This is a genomic window from Pseudomonas sp. RIT409, assembly GCF_003052515.2.
In the GTDB taxonomy this organism is placed as follows: domain Bacteria; phylum Pseudomonadota; class Gammaproteobacteria; order Pseudomonadales; family Pseudomonadaceae; genus Aquipseudomonas.
Genome location: NZ_QARE02000003.1, coordinates 182,343 through 197,815, shown reverse-complemented (window position 1 = coordinate 197,815; position 15,473 = coordinate 182,343). Strand labels below are relative to the sequence as shown.

The following is a 15,473-nucleotide window of genomic DNA, read 5'->3' as shown; positions in this document are numbered from 1 at the left end:
ATGACGTCCTGTGAGGTGCGCACTCAACGCATGGTGAAGCTGATGGAGCAGTTGGCACCGCTCGAGGGCTACAATTTGAGCCCGCTGGATGACATAAGATTTCTGCGTTCGAATCGACCGTTGAATCGCACGCCGGTGCTATATGAGCCCGGTATCGTGATCCTGTGCCAAGGTCGAAAACGCGGTTTTCTGGGCGATGATGTTTACATCTACGACGCTCAGCATTGCCTTGTGGTGTCGGTGCCCGTGCCGTTCACGATGGAAACCGATGCCAGCGAAGAGGAGCCGATGTTCGCGGTTTACATGCGGCTGGATTTCAAGCTGGCAGGCGAACTGATGCTGGAGATCGATGAAACATTCGGCCCGACTTACGCGCAACCCCGAGGGATGTATTCCTCGCCCATGGATGAAGGCTTGCGCGAGTCTACGTTGCGTTTTCTCGAAGCGATGAGCCACCCGGTGGAGGCAAAGATTCTTGGCCCCGCGTTGGTGCGTGAAATCTACTACCGCATCATTGCCGGCGAGCAGGGCGGATCCATGCGTGCCGCTCTCAGCCGACAAGGGCATTTCGGTAAGGTAACCCGCGCCATCCGCAAGATTCACAGTTGCTACCAGGAGCAATTGAACGTCGAAGCCCTGGCGCAGGAAGCGAGCATGAGTGTGCCCAATTTCCACCTGCACTTCAGGAACGTCACAGACTCCTCGCCCATGCAATACCTCAAGTCGACGCGGCTGCATCAGGCACGCCTGCTGATGCTGCGCAATGACATCTCGGCGGCCGCTGCGGCGTTTGATGTAGGTTATGAAAGCCCGTCGCAATTCAGCCGCGAGTTCAAGCGTTTCTTCGGGCGTACGCCCCATGCCGAGATTGCATGGATGAAGGCGACCTATGCGCTGCCTGACTCGAACACTCCCTCTGTTTTTGTGTCATCGCACTGATGCAGGGGCAGGCGAGGCGAGTCGGCCATAAATATTGCATGTGAGAACGGGTGTAATGTCACTGACGCTCTTCCTCCAGAGCTCGAGCGTTGTCGTCTCGTGGCGAGCAACCGAAGAAAGATTTGTACGCGCGGCTGAAGGCGGCTTCGGATTCATATCCCACCGCGTACCCGACTTCTCCGACGCGGCTGTGCCCTTGCAGCAACATGCTCTTGGCCAGTGATAAGCGCCATTCGTTCTGATAGCGGAGGGGTGGGCGACTCACAAGGGTGTTGAAGCGTTCGCAGAAGTTGGATCTGGACATGCCAGCCATCTCGGCCAGTGTGTTGATGCTCCACTGTCGGCCGGGTGTTTCATGGATGGCTTTGAGAGCGCGCGCGATTCTGGGATCGGAGAGTGCTTTGAGCCAGCCGGAGGCCGCTTTTTGATGTACCCAGGTTCGCAGGATGCGAATGACCACCAAGTCAATGAGGCGCGAAACCATGAGTGCGCCACCTGGGTGCGTATTGCCTGTTTCGAGCAGCATGAAATGAAGAATCCCTTCAGACCAGGCCGCGGCTTCCTCTCTGGGGATCAGTATTGTTGAGGGAAGGGCAAACACCATCGCTTCGAAGCTGCTGGCATCAAACCAGAAGCGACATATCACCACCTCCGTGCGATCAGGCCCTGCGGCCACTTTCAGAGTGCGGGGCGAATGCGGTAGTAGCAGAACGTCGCCTTGCTGCATCGTGATCTGTGGTTCGCTGCCGTCACGGATGTGGAGCGCGCCTGATCGCAAGATGCAGACATGAGCGCTTTTCTCATCCATCGTCAGGACTTCGTTGCCCTCAATCGTAACGGAATAAACGTGGTCTCCGGTCAGGCGAATTTTAGCCAGTATTTTTTCACAACAGTCATAGCGCCGACAAAATCTGAAGCGGCAGCCGTGATGGAACTGGCTTGTCGTTCCCGCACTGCGCGCTGGCCCTCATGGATCGGGAAGTGTCGAGTTCAGGGGCTGTATCAGCAGCACCGCCGCGGACCGCCTTAAAAATAAGGAGTGACGTCAAACCCGGTCGACCAGGCGATACGCGCCCGATTTCGGCGCTCAGCAACGCCGCAACACCAAAACAATAAGATCTACAACGAGAAGGGTGATTCTAATGATAAAAAAACCTTGTCTGCCCGTTCGTACGACTCTGCTGATAACAGCAGTGATGATCACGCCGGTAGCCAATGTCGATTTTTTAGCGACGGCAAAGGTCAACTGGATTTAAAGAACTTCTACTTCAGTCGGGATTTTCGCGATGGCTTCCCGTCTCAATCCAGACGTGCAGAATGGGCGCAGGGCTTCCAGCTCAACCTTAGGTCCGGATATACACCAGGCGTTGTCGGATTCGGTCTGGATGCGGTAGGACTGCTAGGCGTCAAGCTCGACTCAAGCCCCGCGCGCGCTGGAACCGGAATATTGCCCCGTGGGGAACATGATGCTAGCGATGACTTCTCCACCTTACTCGTGACGGCGAAGGCGAAGTTTCGCGAAACGGAGCTACGAGTGGGTGCTTTGAATCCGGGGCTACCGCTGCTTCTTTCTAACAACACTCGGCTGTTCGATCAGTACTTCAATGGCGCGCAGATTACCTCCAAAGACATCAAAGATTTCACCTTTCACTTTGGCAAGATCGACAAGACGAAGCTGCGTGACTCATCTGGAATGGACCCGCTGACCACGTCCGACCACCCCGAAACCAGTGACAGCTACACCTATGGGGGCGTGGACTACAAGGTGCTGCCCAACCTGAAGGTCAGTGCGCATGCCAGTGAGCTGAAGGACTTTTATACCCGGCATTTTCTTGGGCTGACCTCTGACGTTCCTGTAGGGCCGGGCAAGGCATTTACCGACTTGCGTTATTTCCAGGCGCGGCAGGCGGGGCAAGAGATTATAGGTAAGGTCGACAACCGGGTGGTCAGTACTAATTTTGGCTACCAGATTGCCGGTCATATCTTCAGTGGCGGCTATCAGAAGGTCATGGGGACACTGCCTATATTTACTTGGGCGGAACGGGTACCTACCTGTTCAGCGAGCAGATGGCGAGCATCTTCGCGGCCCAAAACGAGCGTGTTTGGCATTTTCGGTATGACTACGATTTTGCCGCGCTGGGCATTCCGGGATTGAAGTTCAACGTCCGATACGTGACGGGCGATCAGGTAGATCCGGAGAACCTTACAACCCGCAAGGGGCGCCTGCTGCGTGCAGCAGGTCAAGATGGGAAGGAGTGGGAACGCTCCACAGATATCAGTTACGTGGATCAAAGCGGGCCACTCAAGAACTTTGGGGTGCGCTGGCGCAACAGCACCAACCGCTCCACGTATGCCGATAGTGTTGATGAGAATCGCTTGATACTGACTTACGGCATCAGCTTCTGAAATTGCCGCGATGCTGGGCGGTGTAGGGACGCCGTTATCAATAAGAAAAATGTCAGGCTGCGTTGCCATAGGCATAGAGCCGACCCGCAGCGACGGGGCATTGCTCGAGCATGCGCATTGGCAACTGAGTCTGGTTACTCCTGCCTGCTCTTTACCTTTTCAACTGCCGCCTCACTCACTTTGTATGACCAATGATTCTGGAACAAAAATGAACTTGAGATCAGTGAATGTCGCCGCTCGTGCGGCGCTATTTTTTGCGGTTGTGATTTTACTGGTATTTGGGCTGGGAATTTTCGCCGTCATTCAGATGGGCAAGCTCTATGACGCTGAGCAGCAGGTCGGAAAAAAAATGGATGGCCAGCGTACGGCAGACAGGACATATGAAATCAGGTGCGCTCAGATTGCGCCTTGAAAGCAGGAAATCGGTCACCTCACTTGATCCTGATTCAAGAAAAAAGACCGTCATCGCCTTTGGTGGATATAGGAGTGAATTTCTCGATGCAGTGAAAAACTACGCCCCCCTTGTGGTCACTGAGACAGAAAGGGATTTGTATGGAGCGGTCAGCGCAAGCGCGGCGAAATATGCAACACAACTAGGTACGTTCGAGTCGTTGGTGCAGGCAGGGGATGATGCGGCCGCGATCGCTTTCATCGACGCGCATTTACGTCCTTTGGCAGACAAGCTTGAAGGGGAAATCAATCGCCTCGCCGCCGAAAGTGATACCGGCGCCAAAGAGGCCGGTAGCGTAGCGTCTGATGTTTTCGAACATGGCATGGGGCTGATCACGGCACTACTGATGGTCATTGTTTTACTGACGATCGGGTTAGCAACCCTTCTGACCCGCAGTATTACCTGGCCTATCGCGCAAGCTCTTGAAGTAGCGGAGCGTATAGCGGATGCCAATCTCGCTGAGGAGATCAAGGTCAGTGGGCAGGACGAAGCGGGGAGGTTGCTGCAGGCGTTGAAGACGATGCAAGACAATCTTCGGGCAACGATAATTCACATTTCTGGGGCGTCTGCCCAACTTGCTTCGGTATCAGAGGAAATGAGCGCGGTGACCAGTGACACCAGCAAGGATCTGGTGCGTCAGAATGACGAAGTGAACCAGGCGGCAGCCGCTGTCGCACAGATGAGTGCTGCGGTGGAGGAGGTTGCTCGAAGCGCGGAAGCAGCCTCCAATGCCTCCAGGCTCTCCCAAAACCTGAGCAACGCAGGGATAGAAAACGTTGCCTCTACCCTGAATGCTATCAAGGGGCTGGCGAGTCACGTAACGGAAAGCGGGCAGCAGGTGCAACTCCTCTCAAGCCGGGCCCAGGATATTAGTCGCGTCGTGGACGTTATTCGTGCGGTCGCAGAGCAGACCAATCTGCTCGCATTGAATGCCGCAATCGAGGCGGCCCGAGCCGGTGACCAGGGGCGAGGCTTCGCTGTAGTGGCCGACGAAGTGCGAGCGCTCGCTCATCGTACCCAGCAGTCGACTGAAGAAATCGAGCAGATGATTGTCGCGATCCAAAATGATTCGGTGCAGGCGGCAGCCGCTATGCACATAAGCACTCAGATGGCGGGTGAATCTATCGCAGTGGCGCAGAGTGCAGAGGCGTCCTTGCGGCAAATTGCGCAAGTGGCTCGGGAGATTGATGAGCGGAATGCTGTGATCGCTGCAGCCACCGAAGAGCAGACTTTGGTGGCTCGAGAAGTGGATAGAAACCTCGGAAGCATTCGTGACTTGTCGGCGCAAAGCTCTACGGGCGCCGGCCAGACCGCGATCGCCACACGCGAAATGGCGAACCTTGCGGTCGGCCTTAGCAAGCTTGTAGACCGCTTCGAAGTCTAACCCCGCTGACGCGTGATCGAGCCTTTCCAATCAGACGGCCCTTTGCGAATGGCCGATGAAGACGAGACCACCTTGGAGCTCTTCCCATCCTGCGTCACCCCGCACATTACATCCAGCCATGAACACCTCAGTGCGTGAACTGGGGATTGCCTGGTAAGCGTCAATGCTGCAACCTCACTGATCATATTTGTACGGGGAAGGGCAATGGACTGGGGTGATATGCGGGTGTTTCTGGCGATTGCCCGCAGCGGCTCATTAGGCGCGGCTGCAAAGCACTTGGGTGTCAGCCATCCGACCGTAGGACGTCGCTTGCAGGTGCTTGAACAGACAAGTGGTCAGCCCCTGTTTTTGCGCACTGCTGCAGGGTTGGTGCTCACTGACACGGGTGAACGTATTCTCGGTCTGGCGGAGGAGATGGAACAGAGTGCGATGTCGATCGAACGTCGTCTGGCGGGTGACAGCGATCAGCCTGAGGGGCTGTTACGTATTTCCTGCGCAGAGTGGTTCGCCGGTTATGTGCTGACGCCAGTATTTTGTGAGCTGGCTCGACGCTATCCGCTGATAGCGCCCGAGGTTATACCCGGCCATCGGTTGTTCGATTTGGCGCGGCGAGATGCAGATATTGCCTTTCGTATCGTGCCGTTCACAGAGCCCGATATTGTGCACCGCAAGCTGACCACCATGCCCTATGGCCTTTACACAAGCGCTGGAAGTGCCGCACCAAAACCCGACGGCGAAGGCCTTGGGCTGATATTGATGAACATTGCCCAAGCACACTATCCAGATGTGCACTGGCTGCAGCAGCGATATCCGCTGGCTCGCACAGTATTCACCAGCAGTAGCCGCACGGTGCAGGCCCAGATGTGTGCAAGCGGTCTCGGTGTGGCGGTCATGCCGCGTCCGCTGGGGGATCGAACGCCGGGTCTCCAACTGCTTGACCCGGACGAGCCGCCACCGGGTCGAGATATCTGGATGGGATATCACCAAGACATGCGCCAAATGGACAGGTTGCGGGCGCTCGCTGATTTGGCATCGAGCATGATCGGGTCCGACTGACGATGCGTGGATGCCTGCGGGAGCGCACGCATCGTCTAGCAGGATTACGTGGCGGATGGCTGGCGCAGGAGGCTAAAGCTCAATCCGGCGCCCAGAGCCAGGAACGCGGCGATGCAGAGGACGGAAACCCGGAAAGCGTGCGTTATCGTTTCGGGGTCCGTATTTGTCCCTAGCAAGGTGTAGAAGACCCCACCAATCACCGCAACGCTTAGCGATGTGCTGATCTGCAAGGACGCGCTGGTGATACCCGCGATCATGCCCGAGTAAGCCGGAGCAACTCTCCCCGTGACCATCCGCATCAACGTCGGCAGGGCCAAGCCTTGTCCAAATCCGATCACAAACAGAATGACGGCCAGCAGTGAGGCGGACGGAGCGACGTCAGCGGACGTCGCCGAGACCAGCAATGCGAGCGCCAGGAAGCCGATAACCTCCAGCGTCATGCCTACAGGATTGACGTAAGCGCCGAAGAGGCGTTTGAACTGCCCAGTCGACAGCGGACCCAATAGAAAGCCGGCGCCAAAAGGCAAAAAGATCAGGCCCGCATGGAGCGGGGTTGCATGCAGAGCGCCCTGCAGATAAATCGAGAACAACAGGAAGAACACGCCGATTGCGTAAAAGCACAGCGCAACCGACAGCGCTCTACCCAAGCCTGGCGCCTTCAACGCGGCGGGGTTAAGCAGGGGTGTCCCTCCCGCGCGATGCAAACGGATTTCGTATTGCCAGAACAGCCAGCCCAAAACGGGAACCGCAGCGAGCGACAGCCAAGCCCACAGCGGCCAGCCGGCTTCGCGGCCTTCAATCAAAGGTACGATCAGAGCGCCCAGTGTCAGTATCGACAAGCCTGTGCCGCAGAGGTCCAGCTTGCTTGCGTGTGCCGCACGAGTTTCCTTGAACACGGGAATACCGAACACCACGACCAGCAATGCAACGGGCAAGTTAACCAGAAAGATCGCTCGCCACCCCATTCCCATCACATTGAGGGAAATGAGAATGCCGCCCAGCGCCTGCCCGATCACTGAGGCCAGTCCAAACACCGCGCCATAAATGCTCAACGCCAGCGGCTTCTCGGTTTCGGGGAAAATCGCTTGCACTGAAGCAAGAGCCTGAGGCGCCATCACCGCTGCAGTGATGCCTTGCAAGGCACGACCAGCAATCAGCATCCAAGGTGACGTGGCGAGTCCACAAAGCAACGAAGCCGCTGCGAATCCTACCAGCCCCAGGAAGAACATGCGCCCGCGCCCAAAGAGGTCGCCCAATCGCCCGCCGGTAATCAGGGTGACGGCGTAAAGCGTTGCATAAGATGAGATCACCAACTGTTCGGCGGAAGAGCCTGTTCCCAAATCACCCTGGATGGAGGGTAGAGCGACGTTAACGATGAAGAAATCCAGAGGCGGCAGAAATGCGCCAACCAACAAGATGACGAACATGAACCAGCGCTTGGGATCATGTGTGATATCTGCGTTTTGAGTCATGGTAAGAGACATGAAGAGGGTTCCTTTAAGAAACCGTTTGGTTCCAAATGGGTTGAGTGATTGATTAGCTGTTGAGCAGACGCATGCTGCGTTCGACAAGTGCGGTCATGTCCGCCTCTCGAGCACCGGTCTTTCCGAGTACCCGCATGCCCTCTATCTGACAGACCAAAAAATGGGCCATTTCCTGTTCATCGCCCTCCGCGAACTCCCCGGCAGCCTGTCCGCGAATGATCGCGCTGGCGTACAACTGTCGAGTGCGGTGGAGCATGCGAGCGATTCGTTGCCCAACCTCGAGGTCCTGCGCAACCAGTTCATTCGCCACTGCGACCAGCAGGCAGCCTCGTCGGCCTTCCTCGCCTGAAGAGGAGCGCGCGTGGCGCAGCATGGATTCCTGAATTGCGTGCCTGGCAGTACCAGGTTGCGACAGGATGTCTGCGGTCACTTTCAAGGCTTGGGCGGAATAAACATCGATGGCGGCCAATAGCAGTCCCTTCTTGTCGCCAAAAGCTTTGTACAAACTGCCTCGGGACAATCCGGTGCCTTCGATCAAGTCGGGCAACGATGCGCCCTCGTACCCACGATCCCAAAACACGTTCATGGCATTGCGGGCGGCGTCCTCCAATTCAAATTGCCGTGGGCGCCCGGGGCCGGCTGCATGATTCATTGGTCGGAGCTCCTGAGTGTCGGTTCATACCGTGAACCAATCGGTTCCAATCTAGAGTAATTTTTGAGCTTTTACGCCTCACAAAAATGTACGCCCTGCGTGCATTTGTGGCAGTGCCGCTCGCGCTGAATGACTCCCACAATGGCTCACTGTGGTTCCAGTTGATCCACCTAACCAACGCTTGAGGAGTTAGACATGCCAGGAAAATTCACTGATCAGATCGCCGTTGTCACAGGCGGGTCGACCGGCATCGGCTTTGCCATTGCGCAGGGACTGATTGCTGAGGGTGCGAGCCGTGTTTACATCACCGGCCGTTCTGCGGGCACATTGGAAGCAGCAGTCACCAAACTGGGCGACAAGGCTGTGGCGGTGGTTTCTGACGTATCTCGCCAAGCGGACCTTGATGAACTCAAAACGGTAATTAAAGCCAACGGCGATCACGTGGATGCGGTGTTCGCGAACGCTGGCATCTGCGAGAAAAATCCAGTGGGCGAGACCAGCGAGGCGGCTTACTACACAATGTTCGACATTAACGTGAAGGGTGTCTTCTTCACTGTTCAGACGCTGCTTCCGTTGATGAAAGACGGTTCTGCGATTGTTTTGACCGCCTCGATCTGCTCCAGCAATGGTCTGGAAGGGTTGAGCCTCTACAACGCTTCTAAGGCCGCGGTGCGGTCATTCGCGCGAACTTGGGCCAATGAACTCAAAGGTCGCAAGATCCGCGCGAATGTGGTCAGCCCCGGCTTCACCCGCACCCCGATCCAGGATAACGGCCTGGGGATGAGCGAAAGCCAGATTGCCGATCTGCGCAAATACGTTGAGCAGATCACGCCGCTGGGTTACATGGCCGAACCTGAAGAGATTGCCTCGTCGGCTCTGTTCCTGGCGTCCGACGATGCGCGGTATGTCAATGGTGTCGAGTTGATGGTCGACGGCGGTCTGTCGCAAATCTGAAGACCCACCCAATTCCGGGCAACCTCTCGCAGTGGGGTTGCTCCCAACAGGACAACGTCATGAACATCGAACATCTGGTCGATCGGCTCGACGCACTGGAAAGCCGTGCGGCGATCGACACCCTCATTTCCGCTTATGCAAATGCCTTTGATCGATTGGACAGAGCGCTTTTGCAGAGCATTTGGCACGCCGATTCGACCCTTGATTTGCCGGGTTTCGGGAACGCCTCAAGTCGTGATGAAATTTTGCTGATGGCTGAAAACAGTTGGCGGCAGATGCCACATATGCACCACTGGATGACCAATTCGATGATCCAGATCGACGGCGACAGCGCCGCCGGAACCGTCGCCGCGGACTGCGTGTTCTACGACATCGAGAAAGGCCCTGTGCAGGTCAGTGGGCTGTATCACGACACGTTCGAACGACGTTCAGGGAAGTGGGCGTTCAAATCGAGATATTTCGAACTGCATTATCTGACGCCGTTGAAAGATTGGGTGCCCATTGCGGGTAATGAGCGCTTTGGACGAGAAGAGCCATCTGCTGAATAAGATTGATTCGCCGGTTTAACTTCGGCGGCACGCCTCCCGCTCCCTTCCATGAAGGGGGCTTCAACCGCTAAGCGCATGCACATTGCTCGCGGCAGTAGCAGTACGCAATTCAGAGAAACCGGCACGATCGTTTGTTTATGGCGATATTAGTACCGGTCGATACAAAAAGCGTTGACCCCATGCCCGCGAATAACTATATATACCGACCAGTATATTAGTGAGGTGGCCCATGGCTTCTAACGCAAGAAGTGGTACAAAGATTCCGCTGGGGGCATTACTCGCTCTGGCGATGACCGGTTTCATCTGCATCGTGACCGAGACACTGCCAGCAGGACTGCTGCCGCAAATGGGTCAAGGGTTGGGAGTGTCTCTATCACTTGCAGGGCAGATGGTGACAGTTTATGCGCTAGGGTCATTGGTGGCTGCAATTCCATTGACTATTGCTACGCAAAGCTGGCGCCGCAGAACTGTTTTGCTGCTGACGATTCTCGGCTTTTTATTATTCAATTCGATAACAGCGCTGTCTTCCCATTACTGGCTAACACTGGCTGCACGCTTTTTTGCCGGGGTTTCTGCAGGGTTGGCCTGGAGCCTGATCGCAGGCTATGCGCGACGGATGGTTGCGCCGCACATGCAGGGGCGGGCGTTGGCGGTGGCGATGGTCGGTACGCCTATCGCATTATCGCTGGGTGTGCCAATCGGGACGTGGCTGGGTGGGCTTGTGGGCTGGCGCATGGCCTTTGCTGTGATGTCTGGATTGACCTTGATATTAATCGCCTGGGTATTGATCAAGGTCCCGGATTATCCGGGTCAATCATCCTCGCAGCGCATGGCGTTACGAGAGGTTTTCCTGACTCCGGGTGTACGTTCGGTGTTGGGCGTGGTTTTCACCTGGATGCTAGCTCACAACATTCTTTACACCTATATCGCACCCTTTGTTTCCAAAGCTGGTTTGACGGGGCAGGTTGACCTGGTGCTGTTCGACTTTGGTGTGGCAGCTTTGGCGGGGATCTGCCTTACGGGACGACTGGTTGACCGTCATCTACGGGGCATGGTCCTGATCAGTCTCTCGACCTTCGCCGCAGTGTCAATCTTCCTGGGTGTGTTCTCAAACTCCACCCTGGCCATCTATACGGGCGTCTTTATATGGGGCCTTACCTTCGGCGGGGCAGCGACGCTTCTGCAAACTGCCCTCGCGGACACTGCAGGTGACGGCGCCGATGTAGCGCTGTCCATGAACGTAGTGGTCTGGAACGGTGCTATTGCCGGTGGAGGACTGATGGGTGGCATATTACTTGAGCAATGGGGTGCCAGTGTTTTCCCAAGCGTGCTGCCGGTATTGCTTTTGCTCAGTCTGATCATCGCATTGCGGGCCCGGGTTCATGGTTTTCCTAGCGGCCAGCGCAGCGGCGGAACGGCCGTGGTGGGTCATTGACACACCAGCACCACGGCGCCATCTAGTCTTTACTTGGGAGTGAGTAATCCGGCGGTCTCTCCTCCGTCGATGGTGAGAGTTGTGCCGTTGATATAGCTGGCTCCCGGCGACAGTAGCCAGCAAATGGCATCCGCGACTTCCGAAGCCGAAGCCAGGCGTCCCTCGGGTATTCGCGCGGTCAGAGCTGCCAACCGAGCTTCATCATTGATGATCTTGTCCATCATGCGTGTGGCGATCTGACCGGGGCAAACCGCGTTGAAACGAACCTGCCCACCGTATTCCAACGCAAGAGCCTGGGTCAGGCCGAGGAGCGCGGCTTTACTGGCGCAGTAGGTGGCGAGTCCTTGCTCTCCTGTTTTACCCGCGATGGAGGATACGTTCACTACTGCGCCGCGGCCCGCGATCAGCCCCGGCAATGCGTGCTTGGTGTAGAAAAATACAGAGCGCGTATTGACGGCGAACACCATGTCCCACTCTTGCTGAGTCGTCTCGGTAAACACTTTGCGACCGGACATCCCAGCATTGTTGACCAGCCCAGCGAGTTTACCATCGCCCAATCGCGTAGCTGTCGCCACCACGTGGCGGCAATCGTCTTCATTTGATACGTCGCCCGCGACGAAAGTGCAGTTGGTCAGGCTGGCTGCCAATCGGGTGCCTGCTGTCTCATCCCGTCCGGTGAATAGTACCGGGTGGCCGAGGCTGGCGAGTTTTTCCACGGTTGCGGCGCCAATGCCCTGGGTACCGCCTGTGACGATGTACATGGTGTTGCTCCTGATGGTATGGCCGACTCATGTCGGACTTTTCACTGCAAAGAAGGTATGAAGCTGAATCTCATGCGCCTGATTGAGTCGAGTTTTTGCTTGAACGTAATGAGAGCCACGTCGTGGTCAAGAGTCCTGCGAGACCTACCACCAGCAGGAACGATGACATTGCGACTATCGACGGATCGATGGTGTCACGAATGCCGTCGAACATCTGCCGGGGCAGGGTGCGCTGGCCGGGGCCGCCGATAAACAGCACGACGACGATTTCATCGAACGATGTCATGAAGGCAAACAGCGCCCCGGAGATGACGCCGGGTGCAATGATCGGCAGTGCGATATTGATGAACGCACGCAGTGGCGATGCCCCCGACATTGCCGCGGCCTTCAGCAGGCTCATGTCCAGACCCTGCAGGCTGGCAGCGACGTTGATCAGGACGAACGGTGTCGCCAATACGGTGTGGGCCAGAATCATCCCGGTCAGGGTGCCTGTCAGCCCCAATTGGCCGAACAGAAAATACATGCCCAAGCCGGAAATCACTGGCGGGATGATCATCGGTGAAATCAACAGCGCCAACACGCTGGTTGCCCCTGGCAAGTTGCGCCGGGCGAATGCCAGTGCCGTCAGGGTGCCTAGCAAGGTCGCCAGCAGTGTCGAAGCGCAGCCCACCAGCAAGCTGTTGCGCAAGGCTTGGAGCCAGGGGCCGGCGCTGAAAACCTTCTCGTACCAACGCAGGGATAACCCTGGCAACGGATAGGACAGAAAGGTGCCGCTGCTGAACGAGATCGGCACCACAGCCAGCAAGGGCATGATCATGAAGACGATCATGACGATGCCAAACAGACGCAGCAGATTGCGGCTGATGAAACACAAGGTGAAATGGTTCATGGCAGGTTCCCGTTTACTTGAGGCCGGCGATCTGGCGGATGCCAACCAATCGTGCAGCGACCAGATAGATCGCCATGACGCAGAGAATCAGCACCAGTCCGAGGGCCGAAGCCATGCCCCAGTTGACGGTGGTTTTGGTGTAGAAGGCGATGAAATAACCGAGCATCTGTTCCCGTGCACTACCGACCAGGGTAGGGGTGACGTAGTAGCCGGCCGCGACGATGAAGGTCAGCAGCGTACCGGAACCGATGCCAGTGAGAGTCATTGGCAAGTAGACGTGCAAGAACCCGCGAATCGGATGCGCGCCTAGCGATCCCGACGCGCGCATGTAGTGGGCCGGAATACCTTTCATCACGCTGTAAAGCGGCAGCACAGTGAAGGGCAGCAGGATGTGCACCATCACGATGTAAACCCCCAGCGCATCGAAGATCATAGGCAGCGGTTGGTTGATCAGTCCCAGTTTCAGCAGCAGCGTATTGACGATGCCTTTCTCCTGTAGCACCACGATCCAGGCGGTGGTCCGGGCCAGCAGGGACGTCCAGAAGGGCAGCATCACCGCCAGGAGCAGCAGCATCTGAAACGGTCGGGACGCCTTAACCAACAGGACGGCGAAAGGAAAACCCAGCAGCAGACATAGGACCGAAACGACAAACGCGATCTTCAACGTTTTAAAGGTGAGGTCCAGATATACGCGTTTGTCTGGGGCGACGCGCTGGATACCCTGCGTAGTACGCTCTAGGTCCAGGGCGGTGAGCAGGTAATAGGAGGTGTAGGCCGGTGATGCGCGCTCAAACGCTTCCCATAGCTCAGGCGTAGACCAGCGAGGGTCGATGGCAGTTAGACGCGCGCGGGGTGATTCACCGCTGACCGGTTGCTGATTGGCGGGCCACTTGTAGCGGCGAGCGGTGGCGGTGATGAGGAAGCGGTAGCCGCTGTTTTCGTAGTTCATACGCCGTGCGGCTTCACCTATGACACCCAGATTTTCGACGTGCATGAAGTCCTGTTCGATGGCCTCGAACACGGCATCACTCGGCAGGCTGGAACTCTCGCTGCGCGTTTGTTGTTCCAGTGCCTGAACGGTGCGGGGGAAAGCTTGCACCAGCTCCGGATTGCTGACCGCGCGATACAGCATCATGCCGATGGGGAGAACGAAGAAGATGGCGGTGTAGATCAACAGGGGCAACAGCAACGCCACTGAGACGAGCCGCTTTTGTCGACTCGATTTCAGGTGGGCGCTTGCAAGTGATTCCAGCGCAGGGGCGGACATATCGACTGACCTCGGAATTCGAAGGCAGCGGCTTCGGTTGAACGAAGCCGCCATTCAAGCAAAGGACGGGCTTACTTCGCCGCCCAATTGGTGAAGCGCGCCATCAGGTCTTCCTCGTAGTTGACCCAGAACGGCGTGTCGAGCAACAGGGCGTTTTCCAGGTTCGCGGGGGCTGTGGGCAGATTGCTCAGCGTCTGCTTGTCCAGTGCAGCCTGGGCTTTGGCGTTGACGATGCCGTAGGGGATCGCTTGAGCGAAGGCGATCTGGGCTTTGGGGCTGACCATGTAGTCGAGCAGGGCGTAGCTGTCTGCGAGGTTTGGCGTGCCCTTGATGATCGTCCAGTAATCCATGCTGTAGAGCTGCTGGTTCCAGATCAGGGGGAAGTGTCCGCCTTGCTGATTGGCGATGGCGATCCGACCGTTATAGGCGGCCGTGACCGCAACGCTGCCTGACGACAGCCATTCAAGGGGTTGTGCGCCGGTTTCCCACCATTGGATGTAGGGTTTGATCTCGTCGAGCTTTGCGAAGGCGCGATCCTGCCCGGCCTTGGTCGACAGTACCGTGTAGACATCGGCAGGTTTGACGCCGTCCGCCATGAGGGCGATTTCCAGGGTCATGCGCGCTTGTTTGCGCAGGCCACGCTTGCCTGGCCATTTCTTGACGTTCCAGAAATCGGCCCAGGTTTTGGGGCCGTCGCTGGCGAACTTTTTACTGTCGTAGGTCATGACTTCCGACCAGACAATTGCGCCGACGCCGCACGGCGCGAATTTGTCCGTGGGGATGTCGGCGGCGTTGCTCAGCTTGCTGTGGTCCAAGGGTTCCAACAGCCCTTGCTCGCAGGCCAGGGCCATTTCGTTTTCGTCCATCTGCACCACGTCCCACGTAGGGTTGCCGGCCTGGACCATGGCTTTCTGTTTGGCGATGCCGCCGTCGTACGTGTCTTGCACAACGGGTTTGCCGCTCTGTGCTGCATAAGGTTTGAAGTAGGCCTTATCGAACGCTTCCTGAGTGGCGCCACCGAAGCCGACGGCGGTCAGGTCTCGGGCCTGTACGGCGTGGCTGGTGAATAAGGTGGCGGCGCAAATCGAACAGACCAGTGCGGTGCGACGGAATATAGAGGACATGTTTGTCCCTCCTGCTGTTTGAGGATGTAAATGGAAGACAAGGCTCACAAACGGGCAGTGACGAACTAAACGGTGTCAGGGATGGTGTGCATGGTTGCCTCTCGGATCGTTATTGTTGTCGAG

14 protein-coding genes and 1 pseudogene are annotated in these 15,473 nt (G+C 56.9%); 8 read left to right on the top strand and 7 right to left on the bottom strand.

Going from position 1 to position 15,473, the window contains the following annotated elements; genetic code table 11:
* Entirely contained in the window at window positions 1-939 is a 939-nt protein-coding gene (locus DBP26_RS05425) for an AraC family transcriptional regulator (protein ID WP_108236603.1), read from the top strand.
* 58 nt (window positions 940-997) lie between these two features.
* Here the strand turns inward: DBP26_RS05425 and DBP26_RS05420 are convergent, their stop codons facing one another.
* Window positions 998-1,816, bottom strand: coding sequence for an AraC family transcriptional regulator (locus DBP26_RS05420; protein WP_256604720.1), 819 nt, complete (start codon window positions 1,814-1,816; stop codon window positions 998-1,000).
* Window positions 1,817-1,978: 162 nt separating this feature from the next.
* On the opposite strand from DBP26_RS05420, the gene DBP26_RS05415 reads away from it, so the two are divergent.
* The 4 genes and pseudogenes from DBP26_RS05415 (at window position 1,979) to DBP26_RS05405 (ending at window position 6,236) form a co-directional block, all read left to right on the top strand.
* The gene (locus DBP26_RS05415) at window positions 1,979-3,094 is read left to right on the top strand and encodes an OprD family outer membrane porin (RefSeq protein ID WP_256604718.1); all 1,116 of its coding nucleotides are present in this window, start codon (window positions 1,979-1,981) and stop codon (window positions 3,092-3,094) included.
* Complete coding sequence (locus DBP26_RS27235; RefSeq protein ID WP_256604719.1) at window positions 2,992-3,345, top strand: OprD family outer membrane porin; 354 nt, start codon at window positions 2,992-2,994, stop codon at window positions 3,343-3,345. The genes DBP26_RS05415 and DBP26_RS27235 overlap by 103 nt, the downstream gene beginning before the upstream one ends.
* 208 nt (window positions 3,346-3,553) lie before the next feature.
* Window positions 3,554-5,180: pseudogene (locus DBP26_RS05410) on the top strand (methyl-accepting chemotaxis protein).
* A 204-nt stretch (window positions 5,181-5,384) separates the two neighbouring features.
* On the top strand, window positions 5,385-6,236 hold the full coding sequence (locus DBP26_RS05405) for a LysR family transcriptional regulator (protein WP_108236604.1): 852 nt from the start codon (window positions 5,385-5,387) through the stop codon (window positions 6,234-6,236).
* Between the two features lie 44 nt (window positions 6,237-6,280).
* On the opposite strand, the gene DBP26_RS05400 is transcribed toward DBP26_RS05405, so the two are convergent.
* A complete protein-coding gene (locus DBP26_RS05400; RefSeq protein ID WP_256600657.1) occupies window positions 6,281-7,720 on the bottom strand; it encodes an MFS transporter in 1,440 nt (479 codons plus the stop codon).
* Between the two features lie 52 nt (window positions 7,721-7,772).
* Entirely contained in the window at window positions 7,773-8,372 is a 600-nt protein-coding gene (locus tag DBP26_RS05395; protein ID WP_108236605.1) for a TetR/AcrR family transcriptional regulator, read from the bottom strand.
* 195 nt (window positions 8,373-8,567) lie between these two features.
* On the opposite strand from DBP26_RS05395, the gene DBP26_RS05390 reads away from it, so the two are divergent.
* The 3 genes from DBP26_RS05390 (at window position 8,568) to DBP26_RS05380 (ending at window position 11,309) form a co-directional block, all read left to right on the top strand.
* Complete coding sequence (locus DBP26_RS05390) at window positions 8,568-9,326, top strand: SDR family oxidoreductase (RefSeq protein WP_108236606.1); 759 nt, start codon at window positions 8,568-8,570, stop codon at window positions 9,324-9,326.
* Between the two features lie 59 nt (window positions 9,327-9,385).
* Window positions 9,386-9,874 (top strand): nuclear transport factor 2 family protein, encoded by a 489-nt coding sequence (locus tag DBP26_RS05385; protein WP_108236607.1) that lies wholly within the window; start codon window positions 9,386-9,388, stop codon window positions 9,872-9,874.
* Between the two features lie 229 nt (window positions 9,875-10,103).
* Complete coding sequence (locus DBP26_RS05380; protein ID WP_108236608.1) at window positions 10,104-11,309, top strand: MFS transporter; 1,206 nt, start codon at window positions 10,104-10,106, stop codon at window positions 11,307-11,309.
* Window positions 11,310-11,338: 29 nt separating this feature from the next.
* On the opposite strand, the gene DBP26_RS05375 is transcribed toward DBP26_RS05380, so the two are convergent.
* The 4 genes from DBP26_RS05375 to DBP26_RS05360 all read right to left on the bottom strand — a co-directional run bounded on the left by DBP26_RS05375 (window position 11,339) and on the right by DBP26_RS05360 (window position 15,350).
* Window positions 11,339-12,070, bottom strand: a complete 732-nt coding sequence (locus DBP26_RS05375; protein WP_108236609.1) for an SDR family oxidoreductase — start codon at window positions 12,068-12,070, stop codon at window positions 11,339-11,341.
* A 70-nt stretch (window positions 12,071-12,140) separates the two neighbouring features.
* Complete coding sequence (locus DBP26_RS05370; RefSeq protein WP_108236610.1) at window positions 12,141-12,959, bottom strand: ABC transporter permease; 819 nt, start codon at window positions 12,957-12,959, stop codon at window positions 12,141-12,143.
* Between the two features lie 13 nt (window positions 12,960-12,972).
* Window positions 12,973-14,226, bottom strand: coding sequence for an ABC transporter permease (locus tag DBP26_RS05365; protein ID WP_108236611.1), 1,254 nt, complete (start codon window positions 14,224-14,226; stop codon window positions 12,973-12,975).
* A 71-nt stretch (window positions 14,227-14,297) separates the two neighbouring features.
* Entirely contained in the window at window positions 14,298-15,350 is a 1,053-nt protein-coding gene (locus DBP26_RS05360) for an ABC transporter substrate-binding protein (RefSeq protein WP_108236612.1), read from the bottom strand.
* Window positions 15,351-15,473: the final 123 nt, after the last annotated feature.

What these genes read in the sequence shown, in the direction of transcription:
- DBP26_RS05425 (WP_108236603.1), top strand. Translation starts at nt 1, where the DNA reads ATGACGTCCTGTGAGGTGCGCACTCAACGCATGGTGAAGCTGATGGAG.
- DBP26_RS05405 (WP_108236604.1), top strand. Translation starts at nt 5,385, where the DNA reads ATGGACTGGGGTGATATGCGGGTGTTTCTGGCGATTGCCCGCAGCGGC.
- DBP26_RS05400 (WP_256600657.1), bottom strand. Translation starts at nt 7,720, where the DNA reads ATGTCTCTTACCATGACTCAAAACGCAGATATCACACATGATCCCAAG.
- DBP26_RS05395 (WP_108236605.1), bottom strand. Translation starts at nt 8,372, where the DNA reads ATGAATCATGCAGCCGGCCCCGGGCGCCCACGGCAATTTGAATTGGAG.
- DBP26_RS05390 (WP_108236606.1), top strand. Translation starts at nt 8,568, where the DNA reads ATGCCAGGAAAATTCACTGATCAGATCGCCGTTGTCACAGGCGGGTCG.
- DBP26_RS05385 (WP_108236607.1), top strand. Translation starts at nt 9,386, where the DNA reads ATGAACATCGAACATCTGGTCGATCGGCTCGACGCACTGGAAAGCCGT.
- DBP26_RS05380 (WP_108236608.1), top strand. Translation starts at nt 10,104, where the DNA reads ATGGCTTCTAACGCAAGAAGTGGTACAAAGATTCCGCTGGGGGCATTA.
- DBP26_RS05375 (WP_108236609.1), bottom strand. Translation starts at nt 12,070, where the DNA reads ATGTACATCGTCACAGGCGGTACCCAGGGCATTGGCGCCGCAACCGTG.
- DBP26_RS05370 (WP_108236610.1), bottom strand. Translation starts at nt 12,959, where the DNA reads ATGAACCATTTCACCTTGTGTTTCATCAGCCGCAATCTGCTGCGTCTG.
- DBP26_RS05365 (WP_108236611.1), bottom strand. Translation starts at nt 14,226, where the DNA reads ATGTCCGCCCCTGCGCTGGAATCACTTGCAAGCGCCCACCTGAAATCG.
- DBP26_RS05360 (WP_108236612.1), bottom strand. Translation starts at nt 15,350, where the DNA reads ATGTCCTCTATATTCCGTCGCACCGCACTGGTCTGTTCGATTTGCGCC.